General features: G+C 69.8%; 18 protein-coding genes. 8 read left to right on the top strand and 10 right to left on the bottom strand.

All coding sequences use genetic code 11. The annotated features are described in order from the left end of the window. Nucleotides 1–38 precede the first annotated feature (38 nt). The 3 genes from FHR84_RS12130 (at nt 39) to FHR84_RS12140 (ending at nt 6,245) form a co-directional block, all read left to right on the top strand. Entirely contained in the window at nt 39–2,312 is a 2,274-nt protein-coding gene (locus FHR84_RS12130; protein WP_179535596.1) for a heavy metal translocating P-type ATPase, read from the top strand. Between the two features lie 597 nt (nt 2,313–2,909). Further along, on the top strand, nt 2,910–3,665 hold the full coding sequence (locus tag FHR84_RS12135; RefSeq protein WP_179535850.1) for an ABC transporter ATP-binding protein: 756 nt from the start codon (nt 2,910–2,912) through the stop codon (nt 3,663–3,665). A 6-nt stretch (nt 3,666–3,671) separates the two neighbouring features. Then, entirely contained in the window at nt 3,672–6,245 is a 2,574-nt protein-coding gene (locus FHR84_RS12140; protein ID WP_179535597.1) for an ABC transporter permease, read from the top strand. A gap of 515 nt (nt 6,246–6,760) precedes the next feature. On the opposite strand, the gene FHR84_RS12145 is transcribed toward FHR84_RS12140, so the two are convergent. From FHR84_RS12145 to FHR84_RS12155, 3 genes are all read right to left on the bottom strand, one after another. Then, nucleotides 6,761–8,743: a bifunctional copper resistance protein CopD/cytochrome c oxidase assembly protein gene (locus FHR84_RS12145; protein ID WP_218862772.1), complete on the bottom strand. Its 1,983-nt coding sequence runs from the start codon at nt 8,741–8,743 to the stop codon at nt 6,761–6,763. A 171-nt stretch (nt 8,744–8,914) separates the two neighbouring features. Further along, complete coding sequence (locus FHR84_RS12150; protein WP_343075249.1) at nt 8,915–9,997, bottom strand: cytochrome c oxidase assembly protein; 1,083 nt, start codon at nt 9,995–9,997, stop codon at nt 8,915–8,917. Nucleotides 9,998–10,335: 338 nt separating this feature from the next. Further along, nucleotides 10,336–11,481 carry a citrate synthase 2 gene (locus tag FHR84_RS12155; RefSeq protein ID WP_179535598.1) on the bottom strand — a complete coding sequence of 382 codons (1,146 nt, stop codon included), beginning with the start codon at nt 11,479–11,481 and terminating at the stop codon, nt 10,336–10,338. 459 nt (nt 11,482–11,940) lie between these two features. On the opposite strand from FHR84_RS12155, the gene pdxH reads away from it, so the two are divergent. Continuing rightward, a complete protein-coding gene (gene pdxH, locus FHR84_RS12160) occupies nt 11,941–12,594 on the top strand; it encodes a pyridoxamine 5'-phosphate oxidase (protein WP_179535599.1) in 654 nt (217 codons plus the stop codon). 85 nt (nt 12,595–12,679) lie between these two features. Further along, nucleotides 12,680–13,609 (top strand): aldose epimerase family protein, encoded by a 930-nt coding sequence (locus FHR84_RS12165; protein ID WP_179535600.1) that lies wholly within the window; start codon nt 12,680–12,682, stop codon nt 13,607–13,609. A 49-nt stretch (nt 13,610–13,658) separates the two neighbouring features. On the opposite strand, the gene FHR84_RS12170 is transcribed toward FHR84_RS12165, so the two are convergent. Next, nucleotides 13,659–14,792 carry an acyl-CoA dehydrogenase family protein gene (locus FHR84_RS12170; RefSeq protein WP_179535853.1) on the bottom strand — a complete coding sequence of 378 codons (1,134 nt, stop codon included), beginning with the start codon at nt 14,790–14,792 and terminating at the stop codon, nt 13,659–13,661. Between the two features lie 179 nt (nt 14,793–14,971). Here FHR84_RS12170 and FHR84_RS12175 point away from each other — a divergent pair, with 179 nt between their 5' ends. From FHR84_RS12175 to FHR84_RS12185, 3 genes are all read left to right on the top strand, one after another. Further along, complete coding sequence (locus tag FHR84_RS12175) at nt 14,972–15,640, top strand: TetR/AcrR family transcriptional regulator (protein ID WP_218862773.1); 669 nt, start codon at nt 14,972–14,974, stop codon at nt 15,638–15,640. Continuing rightward, complete coding sequence (locus FHR84_RS12180; protein WP_179535601.1) at nt 15,637–16,593, top strand: carbohydrate kinase family protein; 957 nt, start codon at nt 15,637–15,639, stop codon at nt 16,591–16,593. The genes FHR84_RS12175 and FHR84_RS12180 overlap by 4 nt, the downstream gene beginning before the upstream one ends. 1,010 nt (nt 16,594–17,603) lie before the next feature. Then, nucleotides 17,604–18,908 carry a citrate synthase gene (locus FHR84_RS12185; protein WP_179535602.1) on the top strand — a complete coding sequence of 435 codons (1,305 nt, stop codon included), beginning with the start codon at nt 17,604–17,606 and terminating at the stop codon, nt 18,906–18,908. 167 nt (nt 18,909–19,075) lie between these two features. Here FHR84_RS12185 and FHR84_RS12190 read toward each other — a convergent pair whose 3' ends face one another. The 6 genes from FHR84_RS12190 to FHR84_RS12215 form a co-directional block, all read right to left on the bottom strand. Beyond that, nucleotides 19,076–20,272: an ABC transporter permease gene (locus FHR84_RS12190; protein WP_179535603.1), complete on the bottom strand. Its 1,197-nt coding sequence runs from the start codon at nt 20,270–20,272 to the stop codon at nt 19,076–19,078. Beyond that, nucleotides 20,269–21,180, bottom strand: coding sequence for an ATP-binding cassette domain-containing protein (locus FHR84_RS12195; RefSeq protein WP_179535604.1), 912 nt, complete (start codon nt 21,178–21,180; stop codon nt 20,269–20,271). The genes FHR84_RS12190 and FHR84_RS12195 overlap by 4 nt, the downstream gene beginning before the upstream one ends. Nucleotides 21,181–21,611: 431 nt before the next feature. Continuing rightward, entirely contained in the window at nt 21,612–22,445 is an 834-nt protein-coding gene (locus tag FHR84_RS12200; RefSeq protein ID WP_246300503.1) for a DddA-like double-stranded DNA deaminase toxin, read from the bottom strand. 30 nt (nt 22,446–22,475) lie between these two features. Beyond that, entirely contained in the window at nt 22,476–22,862 is a 387-nt protein-coding gene (locus FHR84_RS12205; protein ID WP_179535605.1) for a hypothetical protein, read from the bottom strand. 79 nt (nt 22,863–22,941) lie between these two features. Continuing rightward, complete coding sequence (locus FHR84_RS12210; protein ID WP_179535606.1) at nt 22,942–23,187, bottom strand: hypothetical protein; 246 nt, start codon at nt 23,185–23,187, stop codon at nt 22,942–22,944. Then, nucleotides 23,180–23,383 carry a hypothetical protein gene (locus tag FHR84_RS12215; protein WP_179535607.1) on the bottom strand — a complete coding sequence of 68 codons (204 nt, stop codon included), beginning with the start codon at nt 23,381–23,383 and terminating at the stop codon, nt 23,180–23,182. The genes FHR84_RS12210 and FHR84_RS12215 overlap by 8 nt, the downstream gene beginning before the upstream one ends. Between the last annotated feature and the right edge of the window lie 119 nt (nt 23,384–23,502).

Below are 23,502 nucleotides of genomic sequence, written 5' to 3' on the forward strand. Positions count from 1 at the left end.
GAGCGCTCACCACGGCGAAACGCACGAAAGGTGTCCGGATGACGATGTCCGCGGGTTCCTCGACGGCCGAGCGCGCTTCGGATCAGCGCGCGATCGAGCTGACCGTGGGCGGTATGACCTGCGCCGCCTGTGCCACCAGGGTGGAGCGCAAGCTGAACAAGCTCGACGGGGTGCGAGCCAGCGTCAACTACGCCACCGCACGGGCCAGTGTCACCGCCTCGCCCGACACGGAGGACGAGGTGCTCACCGGAACGGTCGAGAAGGCCGGTTACCGGGCCGAGGTGCTGCGCCCCGCCGAACAGCGCCGGGAGGAGGACTCCGGGCAGCGGGTGCGCGATCTGTGGCGCAGGCTGGTGGTAGCCGTCATGCTGTTCATCCCCCTGGCCGACCTGGCGATCCTGTTCACGGTCCTGCCCGAGGCGCGGTTCACCGGCTGGCAGTGGCTGATCATAGCGCTGGCCCTGCCCGTGGCGGGTTGGGCGGCCTGGCCGTTCCACCGAGCCGCGCTGGTCAACGCCAGGCACGGTTCCTCGTCCATGGACACCCTGGTCTCGGTGGGCATAGCCGCGGCCTGCGTGTGGTCGCTGTACGCGATGTTCACGCCGAGCGGGGCCCCGGACGACGCCTCGGGGCTGTGGTTGCTGCTGAACACCGACGGCGCCGCCTACCTCGAGGTGGCGGCAGGGGTGACCACCTTCGTGCTGGCCGGGCGTTACTTCGAGGCGAAGGCGCAGCGCAAGGCCGGGGGTGCTCTGCGGGCGCTGGCCGAGCTGAGCGCCAAGACCGCCACGGTGCAGGACGCGGACGGTACGCAGCGGGAGGTCCCCGCGGAGCAGCTGCGCGTCGGCCAGCACTTCGTCACGCGCTCGGGAGGAACGATCGCCACCGACGGGCGCGTGGTGCGCGGGCAGGCTGCCGTGGACCGCAGCTCCATGACCGGTGAGTCCGTTCCGGCCGAGGTCACCGAAGGCGACGAGGTCACGGGAGGGACCGTCGTCTCCAACGGCTGGTTGCTGACCGAGGCCACCGAGGTCGGAGGGGACACCCAGCTGGCAGGGATGGTTCGGCTGGTGGAGCAGGCGCAGAGCGGCAAGGCCGCCGTGCAGCGGCTCGCGGACCGCATCTCGGCCCACTTCGTCCCGGCCGTGCTCGTGCTGGCCGCGCTGACCCTGACCGGGTGGCTGCTGCTGGGGGCCGGTCCCGAACGCGCGTTCACCGCGGCGCTGTCCGTGCTGGTCATCGCCTGCCCCTGTGCCCTGGGGCTGGCCACTCCGACGGCGTTGATGGCCGCGTCCGGGCGCGGGGCCCAGCTGGGGATCTTCCTGAAGGGGTACCAGGCGCTGGAGTCGACCAGGGAGGTCGACACCGTCGTGCTGGACAAGACCGGCACGGTCACCACGGGCGGGATGTCGTTGACGGACGTGCGCTGCGTGTCCGACTTCCCGCGGGAGCGGGCGCTGCGGCTGGCCGGGGCGGTGGAACACGCCTCCGAGCACGCGGTGGCCGCGGCCGTGGCCGCGGCGGCTCGTGCCGAGTCGGCGGGGGAGGCGGAGTCGCTGCCCACCGTCGAGGGCTTCGTGAACGAACCCGGGCTCGGGGCGCGCGGCGAGGTCGAGGGGCACCGGGTCCTGGTCGGCAGGACGAAGCTGTTCACCGACCGGGAGGTCCCGGTCCCGGAGGAGCTGGACCGGAAGCGTTCCGAGTGGGAGAGCGCGGGACGCACCACCGTCCTGGTCGGTTGCGACGGCGTCGCCGTCGCGGTTCTCGCGCTCTCCGACCGGGTCAAGCCCTCGGCGGAGGCCGCGGTGCGCGAGCTGTCCCGGCTGGGCATGAGCACGGTGCTGCTCACCGGGGACAACGAAGCCACCGCTCGCTCGGTCGCGGCCGAGGTGGGCATCGACGAGGTCGTGGCCGGTGTGCTTCCGGGGGAGAAGGTGGCCGAGATCGAACGACTGCGGGAACGGGGGCGCAGGGTGGCGATGGTCGGCGACGGGGTCAACGACGCCCCGGCCCTGGCCACCGCCGAACTCGGTCTCGCGGTGGGGGCGGGCACCGATGTCGCGATCTCGGCCGCGGACCTGATCCTGGTGCGGGACGATCTCGCCGCGGTGCCCGACGCGATCAAGCTCTCCCGCAGGACGCTCGGCACGATCCGGGGAAACCTGGTCTGGGCCTTCGGTTACAACCTCGCGGCCGTTCCGCTGGCCGTGCTGGGATTGCTCAACCCGCTGATCGCCGGAGGGGCCATGGCGCTGTCCTCGGGGTTCGTCGTTTCGAACAGTCTCAGGCTGCGGCGGTTCGCCCCGTCCTGACAGGGCTCTTACGGAGCGGTTCGCGCGGGGGCCGGCCGGGCGGGGGCGCTGTTCCGGGGCGGCGCCGGAACAGCACGCCACGGCCGAGCCGTCACCCCGGTTCGGCCGTGCGTCTCATCCGGACGGTTGCTCACGAGGAGCGGGCTCGGGTGACCGGTCGCTTCGGACGGTTCTTCCGTTCCCGGAACCACGGCCTGTCCGCGCTCCCGCGCGGTGCGCGCGTCCCGACCCCGGGGACGATTCAGGGGAGCCTGGGGGATTCACCCGAGGCGTTTCCCGCGCCCGCGGTGTTTCCTTGATCCGTACCTTCCGGAGTTCCGCGCGAGCTCCGGCCCGCCGGAGGCGGGAGCCGTGGTACCGGAGGCGTCCCGAACGAGGTCCGCGTTCGCGGTGGCTTCGCCCACCCGGGCGGGAGCGCGGAGGGACAACCGGATCACTCCTCCGGACGTCGTGTGAACGGCACGTATTGTGCTTCGTGCTCAGCACGTCACGTTGAGCCAATTCCACAAGTTGAACAGACCGCAATGGGGGATTCACGTGAGTGTCCCGAACGGGCCGCGCCGGGACGCGGCCTCATCGGAGGACCCGGCCGGTGGTTTGTCCACCGCGACCTCGACCGAACCGGCGCAGGGATACGCGACGGGGGGTTCCGCGCTGGTGAAGGTGTACGGCAGCGGTGCCGCCCAGGTACGTGCGCTCGACGGGGTCGACATCGGCTTCGGCAGGGGGCAGTTCAGCGCGATCATGGGGCCTTCGGGGTCGGGCAAGTCGACGCTGATGCACTGCCTGGCCGGGCTGGACGTGCCCACCTCCGGGCGGGTGATGCTCGGTGACACCGACCTGACCGCGCTGCCCGACAAGAAGCTGACGCTGGTGCGCCGGGACAGGATCGGGTTCCTCTTCCAGTCCTTCAACCTGCTTCCGACGCTGACCGCCGAGCAGAACATCCTGCTCCCCCTGGAACTGGCCGGTCGCAAACCGGACAGGGAGTGGCTGGGCAGGATCACCGACGCGTTGGACATCACCCAACGCCTCAAGCACCGCCCGAGCGAGCTCTCCGGTGGGCAGCAGCAGCGGGTCGCGGTGGCTCGCGCGCTGGTGACCGGCCCGGAGGTGGTGTTCGCCGACGAGCCCACCGGGGCGCTGGACTCCCAGTCCGGGACGAACCTGCTGAACTTCCTGCGCGGTTCGGTCCGGGACCTCGGCCAGACGGTGGTGATGGTCACCCACGATCCGGTGGCCGCCTCCTACGCCGACAGGGTGGTGCTGCTGGCCGACGGGGGCATCGCGGGACAGATCGACAACCCCACTTCGGACGCCGTGCTCGAAGCGCTGCGTCAGCTGGGTGGGTGAGGCCCGATGCTGCGCAACACGCTGTTGCAACTGCGGTCCAACCTGGGACGCGTTTCCGCGGCGGGACTGGCCATCGTGCTCGGAGTCGCCTTCGTCGCGGCCAGCCTGGTCTTCGCCGGGACCATGCGCTCATCGATGGAACGCATGCTCTCCGCGCCCTACCTGGCGGCGGACATCGTGGTGTCGAGCAACACGATGCCGGGACAGGGCACGACCCCGGGCGAGCGGAAGGAGGACCAGGACGAGCGGGTCGACAGCATCCGCCGGGTGGACGGGGTCGCCACGGCCTCACCCCGCTACGAGGGCTACGCCAACGGGTCCTGGGAGAAGGGGCAGGGCGCCGTCCAGCTGAACCGGCTCCCACAGGACCAGCAGCTGCGCTGGTACGAGCTCAGCGAGGGCGAGTACCCCGCGGAGCGGAACCAGGTCGTGGTCAACGAGCGCGCCGCGAACTCGGAGGGGATCTCTCCGGGAGACACGATCGAAGTCGAGGGGTTCGGCAGCCCGTACGCGAGCAGCGCGGGCGGCGAGCAGCAGGAGCCGACGAAAACCGAGGTGACCGTATCCGGTCTGGTGGACACCGGCAGGACGCTGCTCACGGGCTCGGGCAGGCCGACGCTGTTCGCCTCCCCCGGGATGCTGCGGGAGTTCGAGACGAGCGGCTACACCGAGATCGACATGGTCGTCGCGAGCGGTGCCGACACCCAGGCCGTGCTCGACGGGGTACGAGCTGTCGTGCCGGAGAACGCGGAGGTGCGCACCGGTGAGCAGGCGGCCGAACGGCAGGTGGAGCAGTTCAGCGCCAGCGCGTCCGTCGCGCTGAACGCGGCGCTGCTCCCCTTCGGGGCGATAGCCCTGTTCGTGGCCGGTTTCGTCATCGTGAACACCTTCTCGGTGCTGCACGCGCAGCGCAGACGTCAGTACGCCCTGCTGCGTTGCGTGGGGGCCACCCGGGGCCAGATCCGTCGCTCGGCGTTGGCCGAGGCGCTGATCATCGGTGTGGTCAGCTCGGTGATCGGTACCGCGTTGGGAATCCTCGCCGTGCCTGCCGTGGGCTGGCCGATCGGACTGACCGACTCCCCGGCCGATCTCGGCGCCCTGGGGATGACGCCGTGGGCGTTCGTCGTCCCGCTCCTGGCGGGTGTGCTGGTCACGTTCCTGGCGGCGCTGGCTCCGGCCGCGCGTGCGATCCGGGTTCCCCCGCTGGCCGCGCTGCGGCCCGTGGCGGACGAGCAGTCGGCACGCAGGATCGGCAGGGTCCGGCTCGTTCTCGCCGTCGTGCTGACCGCGCTCGGTGGCGCCCTGCTGTTCGGGGGCGCCGTGCTGGGGGTGGTGCTGCTCGCCGCCGTCGGGGCCGCGATCGCCGCTGTCGGGGTGCTGCTGTTCACGCCGACGCTCATTCCCGCCGTGGCCAAGCTCATCGGTCGGCTCTTCCGGGTGTTCGGCCCCACCGGGGTGCTGGCCACGGGCAACGCCGTCCGCAACCCCTACCGGGCCTCTTCGACCAGCACCGCGCTGATGATCGGCGTCGGCCTGCTCGTGGTGCTGATGACCGGCGCCGCCACCGCCGAGCGCAGCGCCGTGGCGGAGATCGACCGCAACATGCCCGTCGACGCGCAGGTCAGTTCCGCGAGCCGGGACGGCGCGGTCCCCGACGGGTTGGCCGCGAACGTGCGGGCCATGGAGGGCACGGCGAGCAGCGCCGAGCTGAGCGGTGCTCGGACCGGGATCGACACCGGGGAGGAGGTCGGTACTCCCTCCGGGAAAATGCCCGTGCAGCTGCTCGGCGTCGATCCGGCGAAGCTGAGCGAGGTCGCCAGGCACGGGGGCGACACGCTGGAACAGGGCAAGGTGCTGGTCAACCCCGACTTCATGTCCTCCCTCGGCTGGTCGGACGGACAGCGTGTCGAGCTCTCCGCGGGGCCGCGACCGATCACGGTGCGCGTCGCGGAAAGCGAGTTCGACGGCTACAACAAGCTGCTGCTGTCCGAGACCGACCTGCGGGCGACCGGGCTGGAGACCAAGCCGATGGCCGTGTGGGCGCGTGCCTCCGCGGAGGCGGACCTACAGCAGTACGCCTCCGACCTCCAGGAGATCAGCGGCACCGACGGCGACTCCGCGCTCAGCGTGGGCGGGGCCGCGCCGAGCCGTGCCAGCGTCATGCAGGTGCTCAACGTGATGCTGCTGGTGCTGACCGGGCTGCTCGGAGTGGCGGTGATCATCGCGGTGGTCGGTATCGCCAACACGCTCGGACTGTCGGTGATCGAACGCGGCAGGGAGTCCGCGCTGCTGCGCGCGCTCGGGCTCACCAGGGGACAGCTGCGCGGAACCCTGGCGCTGGAGGCGATACTGCTGGCCCTGGTCGGCGCGGTGCTGGGCGCGGTGCTGGGCGTCGTCTTCGCCTGGGGCGGTGTCGCCGCGGTGCTGGGGCAGACCCAGGTTCCGGTCGCCCTCGCGGTGCCGTGGTGGCAGGTGGCCCTCGTGCTGGCGTGCTCGATCCCCGTGGGGATCCTCGCCTCCGTCCTGCCCGCGCGGCGCGCGGTCCGGGCGGTTCCGGCCGCCGCGTTGGCCGAGGAGTGAGTTCCCCGCTCCGGCGGTGACGGAGAGCCGGGTGCGCCTTCCGCGCGCACCCGGCTCTCCTCATGAGTTCGTCGGCTCGGTTCGCTTGGCTGCTCACAAGGCACCGAAAAGGACGGAGGAACCCGTGACCGGGCTCGCGGTCGCGATGTGGATGCTGCTCGCGAGCACGCCTCCACCCTCACTCGCGCCTTCGCGCTCGGCGCCCGGCTGGCGCGACCGCGCGAGAACCAGCATCCGGTCCAAAGCGAGCTCGCGGAGCGCACGGGGGCCGGCCAGGCACGTGTGAGCGGATCGGAGCAGGGGATCTCGCCCATCTCGAACTCGGCACCATCCGGCGTTGCGTGTCCGCGCTGGGAGCGCGGTTGAAGCTCGTGGCCGACTTCGACGATCACGATGTCACGGTCTCAACGAGCCGGGGCGGGAGTTCCGCCGTGTGCTCCTGGAGCGCGGGGTGGTTCGCGCGGGTGGTTCCCGGACGTCGGCGGCGAAGCCCGGGATCGTGCCGCCGCCGACGATCACCCCCGCCGCGTGGCCTCCAGGCGGGCCATCATCGATTCGTGCGCGTCGGTGTCCTCGCCCGTGCCGTGCTGGTCCCGCTGCCACTGGCGCAGCAGCACGAACAGCACCAGCAGCATCGGCAGCTCGCCGCCCAGCCAGCCGATCAGCGCCCCGGCCTGCTGCGCGGCCATCGGGTCGATGCTCCACGCCAGGTCGAGAGTGCGGTAGTAGTTGCCCGCGATCGGGGCGGACATGCTCAGCACGAGCACCCCGAAGAAAGCCAGCAGCGGCATCATCCCCAGGGTGACGCCGAGCCTGGCCAGCTGTGGAACGCGGCGCGGGGTGCGGTCGGCATCCAGGATCGACCAGAACCACAGGTAGCCGGTGACCAGGAAGTACACGTTCATGATCGTGTGTGCCCAGTGCTCCTGCATGATCAGCTGGAACAGCCCGGTCGGGTAGAGCCCGTACAGCGAACCGGCCAGCAGCAGGGACGCGACCACCGGGTTGGTCAACAGCCGTGTCACGGGGGAGTCCACCACCCCGAGCAACCACTCGCGCGGACCGAACGGCCGGCCCTCCCCCGCGCGGGGCAGCACCCGGAGGGCGAGGGTGATCGGAGCCCCGAGCGTCAACAGCGCGGGTCCCACCATGTTCAGCAGCAGGTGCGCTGACATGTGCACCCCGAACGTCGCCGGGGCGTAGCTGGCCACCCCGGAGGAGCTGGCGATCAGCACGGCGGCGCAGCCCGCGAACCAGCTGGCGGTGTGGAGGGCCGGCCAGCTCTGCCCGTGCGACCGGAGTCGGCGGACACCGAGCGGGTAGAGCACGGCCAGCAGCACGGCGGCCGTGCCCAGCAGCAGGTCGAACCGCCACAGGGTGATCAGCTCCCAGACCCCGGGGAAGTCGGGCAGGTTGTAACCGATCAGCAGTTCGGAGGCGGTGGCGTCCCGGTCGAGCAGGTTCGGCGGTGGCGTGTGGGCCATTCCCATGGACACCCCGAAGGTGCCCAGCAGGACGGCGAGCTCCACTCCGCCCAGCCGGAGCAGCGCGCGGCGCGGGTCGTCCCCCGCGCGGGAGACGCGGCGGCGCAGCGGGATCGACACCGCTCCGATCAGGAGCAGGCACCCCACCTTGGTCAGCACCAGGGCGCCGTACCTGGTGCCGACCAGCTGGTCCACGGGAACCAGCACGAGCGAAGCGATCACCCCGGAAGCGGCCAGCACGCTCCAGCACCCCACCGCGAAGCGTCGGTAGCGGCGCAGCACGGCCTCCGCGCAGGCCCCGTTCCTGCGGGAGTGGGCGAGCACGGCGATCAGGGTTCCGAGCCACAGCACGGCGGCGACCACGTGGAACGCCATGCCGTCCGAGGCGAAGTCGTGCCCCGCGTTGGAAGCGGCGTGGCCGACCAGGACCGGCGGCAGCAGCGCGAGGACCCCCACGGCGGCCAGCGCGATCGTGGTGCGCCACCGCAGCACGAAGTGGCAGGCGAGGGCCAGCGCGAGCGTCACGACCGCCGAGAGGAGCCAGGCCTTCGGCACGTCCAACGCGTCCAGCAGCCCGAGAAGCGCGGTCGGCGAGAGGCTCTCGGACACCGACTGCCCGGCAGAGTCGGCCGCGTCGAAGACGGTGAGCAGCAGGCTCGCCCCGCCCCACACCCACGCGGCGGCCCCCGCGGTGCGCAGCGCCGCGTACCCGTCGGGGGAAACCAGGTTCCCCCGCTGAGGGGCGGTGAAGAACGCGCAGAACACCAGCGATCCCACGCAGGTCGCCGCGGCCAGGTCGAACACCAGGCGCAGCAGGTTGAGGCCGAGTTTGGTCGGCGCGCCGGGGTCGGTGTAGCCGAGCACGCGGTAGACGTCCTCGCCGGCGGCGAGAACCAGCACGACCGTCAGCGCGACGGCGAGCACCGCGCCCGCGGCCGTCCAGCGAACGGGCCACTTCCGAGCCCGCGGCTCCGGGGAGCCGTCCGTGCGGGTACTCGGGACGGGAGCGGACATGGGTGAACCTCGTGCTCGATGCGGGGAACGGGATCTTGCGGGTGGCTTGCCCGCGCGGCGGGGCCGTACGCAGCATAGCGGCGGCCGACGGGGAGCCACGCCGGCCTGCCGCCGAAGCCGCGGAGGTCCGGCGAGCGGCCGCCCGCGGGAACCGGGACGACGCGGTCCCGGCTAACCCCCGCGCTCGTTCCGGTCGTGCTGGGCGAGGCGGGCGAGCATGGCGTTGTAGGCCTGACGAGCTCGTTCGTCCTCGTCCAGGTCCTCGCTCGCCTGCAGGCTCCTGGCCGCCGAACCGCCCTCCTCGTCGGTGTCGGCGAGCGCGCTGCGCCGGGCGGATTCCAGCCAGTTGCCGAATCCAGCCTCCGAGCCCTTGGCACGCATCCACTGCTTGACCAGTATCAGCGCGAACACGGCCATCAGCGCGTCACCGAAGAACCACATGATGCCGCCGCCGAGCCGCTGATCGGCCAGCACGGTCAGGGTGCCGTCGTCCAGCCACCAGTCGCGCATCCCGAAGTAGGCGGGGAAGAGCGGGTCGTCGGCCATCATCAGGATCACGCCGATGCCCGTGTCCGGCCCCATGCCCATCATCGCGCTGAACACGCGCAACGGGTACGGGAAGTGCTGCCAGCGCGTCGGTTCGGTCCCGAGCAGCGGAAGGAAGGTGAGGTATCCGGTCACCAGGTAGAGCGCGCTCTCCGCGTGGTGCAGCCACGGGTTCAGCAGCATGATCTGCATGAACGAGGTCAGGTGGGTGGCGACGAGCACCACGGTGTACAGCACCATCGTCCACGCGGGGTGGGTGAGCATCCCGACCGCGCGTCCGCGCAGGAGGCGTTCACGCGCGCCGGACTCGTCCAGTTCGCTGTAGAGCTGGAGCGGTTTGCCGTAGATCAGCAGGGCGGGAACCAGCATGATCAACATCAGGTGTTGGACCATGTGCATGGTGAACAGGGCGTGGCTGTAGACCCCGACGAAGCTGTTCATGGCCACGAACCAGCTCACCAGCCCGGCGGCGAACAGCCAGCTGCGGTGCGCGGGCCACTTCCGGTGGGGTGCCCGGCGGTGCAGCCGTAGCACGCCCGCCGTGTAAGCGGCCCCGATCAGCGCGATCAGCAGGTCCCACCAGAAGGCGAACTTCCAGCTGAGCAGCGCGCTGCTGAATGTCAGCGGTTCGACGTGGTGCACACCGACACTGTCCCGCATCCGGTTCGTGCCGTTCTCGGGGACGTGCCCGACAGTGGGCTGCGGCACCTTCCCGAGGGATCCCTCCCCCGGGAACGTTTCGCGCGAAGCGTTCCTCCCGGAGCCGCTCCGGAGCGACGGTTTCGCGCGAAACGCGCGCGAGCTCCGCACTCGGTCCTCCGGCGCGGGCAGCGCCGAAGCGAGCACACACCACCCCGGCGAGCCGAGCCGTTCGCACCTCCCACCCACGCACGCGGGGCGGGGACCCCGGTGCGTGAGCCGGACGCGCCGCGAGGCCGGGCCGCTCGCCGCGCGGGCCGCCGCTCGAGAGCGGCCCAGCCCTCCCGAGGCGCCGACTCACGTGACGGGTCCCCGGCCAGGCGCACAAGCCGTGCCGTGCGGGCTCCTCAGTCGAGGGAGGCTTCCAGGGGGGAAGTACTGTTCCAGCCCTCCACCTCGTGCGGCGCCCGCGCGCCGGGGCCGACGTAGCGGGCCGCCGGGCGGACCAACCGCCCGGTGCGTTTCTGCTCCAGCACGTGCGCGGACCATCCGGCCAGCCTGGCGCAGGTGAACATGGCGGGCATCATCGCGGTGGGGACTCCGGCGAAGTCGAGGATCACCGCGGCCCAGAACTCGACGTTGGTCGCGATCTGCCGGTCGGGGCGTCGTTCCGCGAGCACCGACAGCGCCGCCCGCTCCAGTTCGGTGGCGACCTCGAACCTGGGGGAGCCGAGGTGCTTGCAGGTGTCGCGCAGCACGCGCGCCCGCGGGTCCTCGGCGCGGTACACCCGGTGGCCGAAGCCCATCAGTCGTTCACCGCGGTCGAGGATCGATTCGACGACGGCCCGCGCGTCGCCGCGCTGCTCCACTTCCTCGATCATCGGCAGTACCCGGGCGGGGGCTCCGCCGTGCAGCGGTCCGGACATGGCCCCCACCGCCCCGGACAGACTCGCGGCGGCGTCCGCTCCGGTGGAGGCGACGACACGAGCGGTGAAGGTCGAGGCGTTCAGCCCGTGCTCGGCGGCCGACACCCAGTAGGCGTCCAGCGCCTTGACGTGGGCGGGATCGGCCTCTCCCCGCCAACCGGTCAGGAAGCGCTCGGCCAGGGTCGAGCACTTGTCGAGCTCGCCGCGGGGCACGGGCGCGCGGTCGCCGCGTGCGGACTGCGCCGCGTAGGACAGCGCCAGTTCGGAAGCCAGCGCCAGCTGTTCGCGGGCCTGCCGTTCGTCGATGTCCAGCAGCGGTGAGAACCCGTTGGCCGAGGCCACCATGGCCAGGGCCGACTGCGTGTCGACGCGGACGTCTCCGTTGCGCACGGGAAGCGGTGCGTCCGCGGTGGCGCGGAGGCCCTCGCCGAACTCCCCGTCCACCAGCAGCGCCCACACGTCGCCGAAGGAAACCTTGCCCGCGAGCTCCTCGATGTCGACCCCGCGGTAGCGCAGGGCCCCGCCGTCACGGTCCGGCTCGGCGATCTCGGTCTCGAACGCCACCACGCCTTCCAGCCCCGGGCTGACCGTGGTCTGCGCCGATTCGTTGTCCACTCGGTTCGGCATCGTCGCCTCGTCTCCTTGGTTCCGGTTGTGACCGTGGCTCCCGTGCGGGAACACGGTGGGGGACGTGGCGGGGTGTGGAACACGGTCGCTTCCGGGGCGGCCCGTGTCGTAGCGGTAACGGTGCACCCGCGCGTGGACCGATGGCAATCGTCTCGGCCGCCTATCGGGCCGTAATGAAAAAGATCACACCACGTCGTGTCGCGTTTCGCCCGCGTGGCGAGGTCCGCTGCCCGGTTCGAGTGACGTGCTTCGCGGCGACGGGGTGCTGAATCGATTACGGAATCGATCGGGAGAACACTCCGGTTCGGCCCCGGTTCGGATTCCGTTTACCGTCGTTGCTGGGCCGTTCCCCGTGCCGGGGAGCGGCCGGTTCAGCACGCACCATACCGCGGTTCGCCGTGAGCACGTTCGATTCAGCGACGGCGCCCCGAGGCGTCGGTGTGAGTCAGGAGGAGATGGATGTCGCAGGCAAAGGCCACGTTGTCCGGAATGCGCGTGTCCTACGACGCCGAACCGCTTCGCGAGGACCTGCTGGGGGAGACCTGGCACGAACAGCTCCGGGAGTGGTTCGACGAAGCAGTGCGGGCGGAACTGGCCGAGCCGAACGCGATGGTGCTGGCCACGGCCGACGCCACCGGTATGCCCTCCTCGCGGACCGTGCTGTGCAAGGGCTTCGACGAGCGCGGCCTCGTCTTCTTCACCAACTACACCTCCTCCAAGAGCCACGACCTCTCCGCGACCCGGGTCGCCGCGGCGACCTTCCCCTGGCTGTCGTTGCAGCGGCAGGTGAACGTGCGCGGAACGGTCGAGAAGGTCAGGCAGGAGGAGACGGCCGAGTACTGGGAGCACAGGCCGCGTGGCTCACAGCTCGGCGCCTGGGCCTCCCCGCAGTCCAGCGTCGTGCCGGGAAGGGAGTCCCTGGAGTCCTCCCTGGCCGGGATCGAACGCCGGTTCTCCGACGCGGAGCGGGTTCCGGTTCCGCCGCACTGGGGCGGCTGGCGCATCCGTCCCGAGTACGTCGAGTTCTGGCAGGGACGTCCGGATCGGCTGCACGACCGGCTGCGTTTCCGCAGGCTGGACGACTCGTGGAAGGTGGAGCGTCTCGCTCCGTGAGAAGCGCGCCGTCCGCGCCGGTATCGGCCCCGGCCGCTTTCCCGACGGTGGTCCGCCAAGATCGGCCACGACCTACAGTGGTCGGGTGACCGAAAACATTCCGGCCACCGGACGGCAGTTCGAGATCGTCCACGGTGGCGCGCACGCTGTGATCACCGAAGTCGGTGCGGGACTGCGTGGTTTCCACGTCGACGGCGTTCCCTACAGCGAGAGCTACGAGGCCGACCGGCTGCCCCCGGGAGCCGCCGGTGCGGTGCTGGTGCCGTGGCCGAACCGGGTGGCCGACGGGCGGTGGGAATTGGAGGGGGAGCCCCAGCAGCTCGCGCTCACGGAACCGGAACGGCGCAACGCCATTCACGGATTGCTGCGGCACACGCCGTGGGCGGTCAGCGAGCACACCGATTCGACGGTGGTGCTGCACGCGATGATCCCGGTGCAGCCGGGCTGGCCGGTCCCGTTGCTCACCTCGGTCGAGTACGTGGTCGACGAGAACGGGCTCGGGGTGCACCACACGGTGGAGAACCTCGGCTCCCGGCCCGTTCCCTTCGGGCTGGGGGTGCACCCCTACCCGAGGGCGGGCAACGCGGCCACCGACGACTGCGCACTGCGGTTGGCGGCTTCCAGCGTGCTTCCCGCGGACGAGGGGAGAATGCTGCCCGTTCCTCCCGGGCGGGAGCTGGAGGGCGCCGAGGTGGAGCTGCTCGGGGGCAGGTCGTTGCGGGGGGTGTGGCTGGACACCGCGTTCGGTGGTGCCCGTCCGGCTCCGGACGATCCCCGGGGGCTCGTGCGTCATTCGGTCACCGATTCGACCGGGCACGGTGTCGAGGTGTGGGCGGACCCGGTCTTCGGGTGGGTGCAGGTCTACACGGCGGGGGATTTTCCCGGCCGGGGCAGGGCCGTCGCCGTCGAACCGATGACCTGTCCTCCGGACGCGCTGAACTCGGGAACCGATCTGATCCGCTTGGAACCGGGCCGCACCTGGTCCGCCCGCTGGGGGGTGCGGCCCGTCGGGTGAGTCGTCCGGGACCGCGCTGCGGTCTCGTGCGGTTCTTCTCGGCCGTGGCTCACTCGGCGAGTTCGCGTCCGATCACCATGCGCTGGATCTGATTGGTCCCCTCGAAGATCTGCAGCACCTTGGCCTCGCGCATGTACCTCTCGGCGGGAAAGTCCCTGGTGTAACCGGCCCCGCCCAGGACCTGAACAGCGTCCGTGGTCACCTTCATCGCGGTGTCGGTCGCGATCAGCTTGGCCACCGCGGCCTGCCGTCCGAAGGCCCGTCCCGCGTCCCGGCGGCGGGCCGCGTCCAGGTAAGTGGCGCGGGCGGACTGCACCGCCGCCTCCATGTCGGCGAGCATGAACTCGACTCCCTGGAACCGGATGACGGGCTGTCCGAACTGGCTGCGCTGCTTGGCGTACTCGACGGCCAGCTCCAGCGCGGCCTGGGCCAGGCCCACGGCGCACGCCGCTATTCCGAGCCTTCCCGAGTCCAGGGCACGCAGTGCTATTCGCATCCCCTGGCCGCGTTCACCGATGAGCCGGCCGCCCTCCACCCGTGCTCCGTCGAAGACGAGCTCCGTGGTGGGGGAGCCGTTCAGCCCCATCTTCCGCTCCGGCGTTCCGGCCGAGATCCCCCGCGCGTTCCCGTCGACCAGCAGGCAGCTGATCCCGTCGTCGGCTGTCCGGGCCATCAGGGTGTAGAAGTCGGCCACGCCTCCGTGGGTGATCCAGCACTTGGTGCCCGTGATCGAGTAGTCCGGGCCCCGCGGTTCCGCCCTGGTGCGCAGTGCCGTCGCGTCCGAACCAGCCTGCGGTTCGGAGAGGGCGTAGCCCCCGAGCGTCCGTCCGCCGAGCATCTCGCCCAACCACCGGCGGCGTTGTTCGTCGGTGCCGAACTCGGCGAGCGGGTAGCAGGACATGGTGTGCACCGACAGCCCGACTCCGACCGTCATCCACGCGCTGCTGAGCTCTTCCAGCACTTGCAGGTAGGTCTCGTACGGCTGGTTCGCTCCGCCGAACTCCTCGGGGTAGGGCAGCCCGAGCAGTCCCGCGTCTCCGAGCAGTTTGAACTTCTCCCTGGGGAACTGCTCGTCCTCCTCGGCCGCCGAGGCCTCCGGGGCGAGTTCGTTCCGGGCGATCTCCCTGGTGAGGGCGATCAGATCGTTCGCTTCGGTGGTGGTGAGCATGCGTTCGACCGACATCGGATCCTTGCTCCAGTGTCCGTGCGGACTGGTCAACAGTACTCCGTACAGTACTGTGTAACCGCACTCAGTACGGTTACTGGGCACGCATAGTACTGCTTCCGCTCACCGGGCGAAACCGCTTTCGGGCTGTGCGTCCCGCACATCCGTTCGGGTGAGAGCTGTGGCAGCCTCGAACGATGAGCTATTCCCGTCCGACGGAGACCCCCGGGGACAAGAGTGCCGGTGTCCCGAGCCGGGGCGTGCGCGCGCGGCGGGCGGAGCTGTTGGACCGGTTGTGCGATCTCTTCCTGGCCGAGGGGTTCGCGCACTTCACGCTGGACGAGTTGGCCGCGCGGCTGCACTGCTCCAAGTCCACGCTGTACACGCTCGCCCGGAGCAAGGAGCAACTCGCGGTTCGGGTGGTCGGGCACTTCTTCAAACGCGCGACCGCCAACATAGAGCTCCGGGTGGCCGAGGTCGCCGATGCGCGCTCGAGCATGCGCGTTTACCTGAAGGCCGCTGCGGCGGAGCTCGCCCCGGCCGGCAGGCGGTTCATCGCCGACATGGCGGACAACCCCGCCACGCGGGCCTGCTACGAGGCCAATGCCACCGCGGCGGCGGACCGGATCCGTTCGGTCGTGCACGAGGGAGTGCGCACGGGTGTTTTCCGCGAGGTCGACGCCGCCCTGGTCGGGGAGATGGTCGGTTTGACCATTTCCGCGATCCAGCGTGGAGAGATAACCGAGCGCACCGGGTTGTCCGACGCCGCGGCCTTCGACGCGCTCTCGGACTTCCTGGTGGGTGGCCTGGCGGTTCCCGAGGAGGGGCGGGAAGCGGCCGATACGCACCGAACGGAGGAACCTTGATCATTGTCGGTGGCGAGGCGCTCGTCGATCTCGTGCCCGACGGCGACTTCGCGGAGGAGTTGCCGCCGTTGCGTCCGTGGCTGGGAGGCGGCCCCTACAACATAGCCATCGCCCTGGGCAGGCTGGGCGAGCCCGTCGGCATGCTCACGAGGCTGTCCACGGACCGCTTCGGGGAGAAGCTGGGCGAGCGGTTGCGCGAAGCCGGAGTGGACACCGCTCTGGTGCAGCGCGGCCCCGAACCGACGACGCTGGCCGTGGTCGAACTGGACGAGAACGGTGCCGCGCGGTACGGCTTTCACACGGAGGGCACCGCCACCCCGCTCCTCGACGACCCCGGAAGCCTCCCAGAGGGGACCGAGGCCGTCTCGTTCGGAACGCTCGGCATGGTTCTGGAGCCGGGGGCCTCGGTGTACGAGCGGGTGCTTCTCCGCGCGGCGGAGCGCGGGACCTTCGTGGCCCTGGACCCGAACATCCGGGCCGATCTGATCGACGATCCGCACGCCTACCGGCGCAGGTTCCTCGAGTGGTTGCCCGCCGTGACGCTGCTCAAGCTCTCGGTGGAGGACGCGGCGTGGTTGGCCGGACTCGATTCGGAGACCGAGTCGGAGCAGTTGTTCGCGGCGTTGCGCGACTGGTTGGCGAGGGGCCCCTCGGCCGTGGTGCTGACGCGGGGAGCGGACGGCATGGCCGTGCTCACTTCGGCGGGGGAGTTCGCGGAGGTCGAGGCCGCACGGGTTCCGGTGGTGGACACGATCGGTGCGGGGGACACCATCCAGGCCGCCCTGCTCGCCTGGTTGCGGCGCGCCGGGGCCCTTTCCGCCGCGGCGGTCTCCGGGATGGGGACCGGGAGTTGGTGCGAGGCACTGCGCTACGCGGCTTCCGCGGCCGGGGTCACGGTTTCCCGTTCGGGTGCCCAGCCGCCTTACGCCAGTGAGATCGCGGACCGGCGGTGAGCCCGCGGGAGGTTCCGCCAAGCAACCTCCCGCGACGGGGGAGGACCGGAGACCTCGACGGAAAAAGGGGGTGCCCCTCGGCGTGGGGCACCCCCTCCTCAGCGGACCGGTCCGACGTCGTGCCGGACCGGTCCGTCGACGTGATCCCTCGTGTCAGAGGACGTCGATGTTCACCAGCAGGTCGATCAACGACTGGATAATGACCACTTTTGTCGTCCTTTGCTCATTTGGCGATTGTTTTTCATGTTGCGGCCGCAATGAAGAAATTAGTAGCGGATCGCGGCTGTGTCGTCACTCGAAAGTGCAAAGTGGACACGACTTTGCGTGACCCTGAAGCACGCCCAGTGATCATGAAACACTTTTGTGAAAATTAGTCATTTATATGTGGCGCCGGATCGACTACGTGGAGTGCAAGTTACTGCCGAGTCGCCGGGTGGCGGTTCGGGCGACCCCTGTCCCGGTCGGGCTTTCTGGTGCGTTGTGGACGTGTTGCGGTGCTGAAATGCTTCGATGATCACTCGTCCGGGTGGTGTCTAACTCTTTCGAGTGAGCATCGGGGCGGAGATCCCTGGTTGTGATTTGAGCCACCATGTTGGCGGTCGGTGTGGACCGCTCCCGAGCGGGAGCGGTGCCCGGCGGGGAACCGCCGCACACGCGCGGGGGTTCCCGCCCCGGAGTGCCGTCCCCGGACGAGTTGCCCCCGCGTGCGGGCGGCGGCATCCTGTGACGGGGTCGGCCGTATCGGTGATGTGGACGACCGCTTCGCGGGGCATCAGGTGTGATCGTGGTCCCACCTGCCCATTTCGACTAACACTGTTGCTGCGTGAGAGGCCTTTCGCGGTCTAGCGTGACTACCGACAGGACCCCAACGGGGTGGTGCTGCGGCGGTTCGGAGGATCCCGACCGGCGTGTGCGCTCGATCGGGAACGGGTGACCCCGGCGCCTCGGGTGTCGGTCGTACCGCTGGTCGGCGGCAGCCCCACCCCCGATTGAGCGCGAGAGGTTCCCGAATGCCCGACGACGCGACCGCCAAACGCTCCGTCGCGCTGCGCTACGACGCCGGCGAACACGAGATGTCCGTGACGGCCCCCACCGAGGGCACGCCCGGCGTCAACCTGGACAAGCTGATGGCCAAAACCGGTTTGGTGACGCTCGATCCGGGCTTCGTCAACACCGCGGCCTGCGAATCCGACATCACCTACATCGACGGTGAAGCGGGAATTCTGCGGTACCGGGGTTATCCGATCGAGGAGCTGGCGAGCAACTCCAACTTCGTGGAGGTCAGCTACCTGCTGATCTACGGTGAGTTGCCGACCAAGGAGCAGTACGAGGACTTCGCCGACCGCGTTCGCAGGCACACCCTGCTGCACGAGGACCTGCGCAAGTTCTTCGACGGCTTCCCCCGGGACGCCCACCCCATGCCGGTGCTGTCCTCGGCGGTTTCCGCGCTGTCCACTTTCTACCAGGACAGCCTCAACCCGTTCGATCAGCAGCAGGTCGAGCTGTCCACGCACAGGTTGCTGGCAAAGCTGCCCACGATCGCCGCCTACGCCTACAAGAAGTCCGTCGGCCAGCCGTTCCTCTACCCGGACAACTCGCTCGGGCTGGTGGAGAACTTCCTGCGGATGACCTTCGGGTTCCCCGCCGAGCCGTACGAGGTCGACCCCACGATGGCGCGGGCGCTCGACATGCTGTTCATCCTGCACGCCGACCACGAGCAGAACTGCTCCACATCGACCGTGCGGATGGTCGGTTCCTCCGAGGCGAACCTGTTCGCCAGCACCTCCGCGGGAATCAACGCGTTGTTCGGGCCGCTGCACGGCGGTGCGAACAGTGCCGTGCTGGAGATGCTGGAAGGAATCCGGGCCGAGGGCGGTGACGTCGACTCCTTCGTGGAGCGGGTCAAGAACAAGGAACCCGGCGTGAAGCTGATGGGTTTCGGGCACCGGGTCTACAAGAACTACGACCCGCGTGCGCGGATCATCAAGAAAACCGCCGACGAGGTGCTGGAGAAGCTCGGGGGCGACGACCCGTTGCTGGACATCGCGTTGAAGCTGGAGGAGCGCGCGCTGTCCGACGACTACTTCATCGAGCGCAACCTCTACCCGAACGTCGACTTCTACACCGGGTTGATCTACAAGGCGATGGGCTTCCCGACGAAGTTCTTCACCGTGCTGTTCGCGCTCGGCAGGCTGCCGGGCTGGATCGCGCACTGGCGCGAGATGATGGACGATCCGGCACGCAAGATCAGCCGCCCGCGTCAGGTGTACACCGGTTACGCCGAGCGCCCCTACGTTCCGATGAACGAGCGCTGAATCCTTCTCGAAACCGTTGTGCGCGTGAGAACGGGCCGCCCGGACCGGGTGTCCGAGCGGCCCGCTCGATCGGGGGAGCGCACCCCTCCGGAAAGCGCGGCGAGGTGACCACGGGGCCGGTCCCGCCACTCCGCCGCCTCGTGCGGTGACGCCGGGCGGGGCGCCGTTCAGGACGCCCGGAGCGCCTCGCGGAGTTTGACGCGTGCCCCGGTGCGCAGGATGGCGTTCGAGTAGATCCGTCCGCCGAGCCAGAGCACCACGGCGCTGGCCACCAGCGAGAACACCGCCGCCAGCGGCGCTTCCCACGGGGCGGCGACCCCGAGCGCCAGCCGCATCGGCATCAACACCGGCGAGAATCCGGGCACGAAGGACAGCACCGTCCCCAACGTGCTGTTCGGATCGGCGGGAAGCACCGAGACCCCCACCACGAACGGCACCACCAGCGTCATGATCACCGGTGTGATCACGCTCTGCAGGTCCTCCTGGCGGGAAACCAGGGAAGACGCCGCCGCGAGCAGCGTCGCGTACAGGAGGAATCCGAGCAGGAACCACACCAGTATCCAGCCCAGCAGGCCCGCGACGGCCCCCAGCGGAAGCACCAGCGTCGCCGTGGCGCTGACCGCGCCGAACCCGACCACCCCGATGACCGCGAACTGGATCAGTCCGGTGAGTCCGATCCCCAGGATCTTCCCGGCCATCAGCTGGGTGCTGCTGATCGTGGCCAGCAGCATCTCGACGACCCGGTTGGACTTCTCCTCCACGACTCCCTGGGCGATCATCTGCCCGGTCATGATCAGGAACATGTAGAGCAGGAACGCGGCCACGAACGCGATCACCAGTCGCTGTGCCTGCTGCGGGTCGGAGGAGTCCAGGTTCGTGGTCGTGACTTCGACCCGATCGGCCTGCCCGCGGACCTGGCCGGGGTCCGCACCGGCTTCGGCCATCGCTTCGTCCAGGGAGCGCTGCCACGCGATGTTGGCCAGTGAACGCCGCAGGTCGGCGTGGTCCCCGCTTTCGAAAACCAGTTCCGGCTCGGTGGACGTACCGGTCACCAGCACGTCCAGCTCACCCTCGCGGACCAGGTTCTCGCCCCGCTGCCGATCGTCGACCCGCTGGATCCGCCACTCGGCGTCGCCCGGAGTTCCCGCCCCGAGCGGTTGGGTGAGCGAGGTCGCCTGCGGCGTCACCCCGACGTCGGTGCCGCTCGCCGGTGCGTTCGAGCTGCCGATGAAGAACATCAGAGCCGGGTAGGCCAGCACCACCAGAAGCATGAAAAGGGTGCCGAGCACGAACGAGCGGGTTCGGACCCTGGTCCGCAGTTCGCGTCTGGCGACGAGCCATACTGCGTTCGATGTCGATTTCACTCGGCGGGCTCCTCGGTTACGACATTGCGGAACAGATCGGTCAGGCTCGGCCGGTTCCTGCTGAACTCGTGCACCGGCCCCGTGCTCAGCGCCGCCTGCAGCACGGCCTGGTCGTCGGCGGTCTCGTCGAGTCGTAGCGTGGTGCGCCCGCCGGAGGTGTCGACGACGCTCACCCCCCGCAGCCCGTCCGCCCAGTCGGGAGGTGCCTGCGGTGCGTGCACGGTCAGGTCGGCCGGTCCGCTGGAACGGAGTTGTTCGACCGTTCCGTCGGCGACCATCCTCCCCCGCTGCACGATGCCGACCCGGTCGCACAGTTTCTGCACGAGTTCGAGCTGGTGGCTGGAGAACACCACCGGGACCCCGCGCTCGCACGTCTGGCGCAGGACTGTGCTCATCAGTTCGACGGCCACGGGGTCCAGGCCGGAGAAGGGCTCGTCCAGGATCAGCACGGCCGGGTCGTGCACCAGCGCAGCGGCGAGCTGTACGCGTTGCTGGTTGCCGAGGCTGAGCTTCTGCAACTGGTCGTTGCGACGTTCGGCCAGGCCGAGCCGTTCGAGCCACGATTCGGCCGTTCTCCCGGCTTCCGCGCGGGAGAGGCCGTGCAGCTCCCCCAGGTACTGGAGCTGGTCCAGGACCCTCATCTTCGGGTAGAGTCCGCGCTCCTCGGGCATGTAGCCGATTCGGCTGCGGACGGTGCGGTCGATCGGGGCGTCGTTGTAGCGGACCTCCCCGGAGTCCGCTGCGAGCACGCCCAGCGCGATCCGCATGGTGGTGGTCTTTCCGGCGCCGTTGCTGCCGACGAATCCCAACATCTCACCGGGTCTCACGGTGAGTGACATCTCGTCCAGGGCAACGACGTCCCCGTAGCGTTTGGAGATCCGGTCGATCTCCAGTGCGCCTTCGGGCACGGGGCCCTCCTCTTCGGTAGTCGATCACGGAACCGTCCCGCTTCAGCGTGGGCGCGCCGCCGGATCGGTTCCGCCGCCGCGTCTTCGTCTTCTCGTCCCCAGCTGACGCGAGACCGTTTCACGAAAGAGCCTATCGCCGAATCGGCCTCCGACGAGTGCTTTTACCGAATCGGAAGACAACCGTGCTGGGGGAACCGGCCGCGCGCGGCGACTCACGTGAGGGCACCCGACAAGCGCACCCGGGGACTGATGAGGACCGAGGCTCGGGTGAGGTCTGTCCCGCGTGCGCGGGGCCTACCAATCGGCGATCCAGCCGGGAAAGACCAGGACGGGTCTGTCCCCGCGTGCGCGGGTCCTACACTTGGTGACCTGCGATCTTAGCAGCGCTTTCCCGCTGCGGGAACCACTTCTGTTCCGGGAGCGAGGAGGGGTCAGTACCACTGGCCGGGTTGCCACACCACGAGCACCGAGCCGCGGGGCAGAATGGTCCGTACCGCTTGCTTGCAGTTGAACTCTCCACGACACATCGTATCGTTCAGCACGATCACCCCGTACGTTTGACCGGCCTCTTTCATCCGTTGTGCGTATTTCGCTTCGACGTGCAGCACGACACCGGGAGCACCACGGGTGTCCGGATCACCGAAGATGCGGGAGTTGTGCAGATCGAGCCGCATCCGCTCGGAGAGGTCCTCACGTCCGCTGGTCAGGATCTGCTCGTTGCCGTCCTGGTCGTAGATGAGCCCGGATGTTTGACCACCCTCATAGCGCGGTAGCCGTTCGCGTGCTTGGTCGATCCACGAACGGTCGTGGGCGGTGTCGGTGGGAACTCGCGGGAGGGTCGAGGGGTGCGGCAGGCTGGGTGGGGGTTGGTCGGTGTTGAGGCCGAGTCCGGCGAGGTAGTTGATCAGGTGTTCTCGGGTGTTGTCGGACAGGGCGAGCACGTCGTCGATCAATTCCCGTGCCCGTTCGAGCAGGGCTACTGCCTCGGCCAGTTCGGACGAGGTGCTGCCTTCACCGACTTCGGTCAGGGTGGGCAGGGCGTATTCCTCGATCCAGGCGGGGGCCTGGTGCAGCTGCTCCGGCGGTAATCGTCCGAGCATCCCGGCGAGGGTGTTGCCCATCTCCTCCACAGCGGACATGGCGGGCTCCTGCAGGACGGCGGAAAAGGACCGGACGTGCTCGGCGGCCCGCATCGCTGCCGGTAGCTCGCCGGTGGGGGTGGCCTCGGTGATCTGCGGGAGTCGTTTCCGGATGTCGTCGCGCATCACCGGTCTCCTACCAGCCCGGGATGACAGTCAGATCGTGTTCGCGGCCTGCGACCTGTGGTGCGGGCACTGCTCGGGGGTGTACGGGTCGACGTAGAGGTAGAGCTGTCCGGTGGCGGTGACGATCATGGCCTCGACGGACAGCCCGTAGGCCAACGCGTGCCGATCGCGGGCCGCGTCACGAACTCCGGGACCGTCGAGGGTCACCCCCCACGGGGTGTGCCATTCGATGGCGATCGTGTCCGCGCTGTGGGCGGTGAGCATGTCGGCGATCCATTCGGCCCCGGCTTCCGGATCGAGCAGCACCGCGTCGGGGGAGTAGTTCCTCCGGAGCTTCGCGGCGGTGGCGTGGTCGGACAGGTGCGCGTGCCAGTGCAGCCCGTGGTCGCGCCAGCGGGTCGGAAGGTGGTCGGTCATGGGGGCCTTCTTCGTGGGAGGTGTGGTGGACGGGGCCCGGCGCCGGAGGTCGGGGTTCGAACGGCGCCGGGGGTGTGGACTACAGGGCACGCAGCCCGGACAGCACGCGGGCGAGCAGGTCCTCGTCCGGGTTCGGGTACAGTCCTGGGATAGGCTCGGGCTGCCGACCCGGCAGGGTGGTACTGCCGGGTCGGCGCTTGGCTGCGGCCGACAGCGGCAGCGTGCCGTGCCAGCGCGACCGGCGCGGCAGTCGTGCCACGGCGGGCATGATCTCGGTGGGTGCCGCGTCCGCTCGGACGGGTGCCTCCGGCGGCGGGCTAGTCATCGACGCCGCCCTCGGTGACCTCCGCGCCGTCGAGCTCGTCGGCGTAGCCCCGCAACCGCTCGGCGATTCCCTCGAAGGCCACGGCCGCATCGCGGCACTGCGCACCTGTGGCCGCACCACGGGGGATGTCGTAGGCCAGTTGTTCCATGGTCCACTGCTCGTGCGCGGCCCACGTGGCCAGCTCGCCCGGCCTCATGACTGACCCCGGATCGCCGCATCCAGCACGTCCCGCAACTCGCGAGCCTGCTCGACCGTCCACCGCGTCCGATTCCAGATCGTCGGCGTCGTGATCCGCACCTCGCCATCCACAGCAGA

The sequence above is a fragment of the Actinopolyspora biskrensis genome (assembly GCF_013408175.1).
Classification (GTDB): domain Bacteria; phylum Actinomycetota; class Actinomycetes; order Mycobacteriales; family Pseudonocardiaceae; genus Actinopolyspora; species Actinopolyspora biskrensis.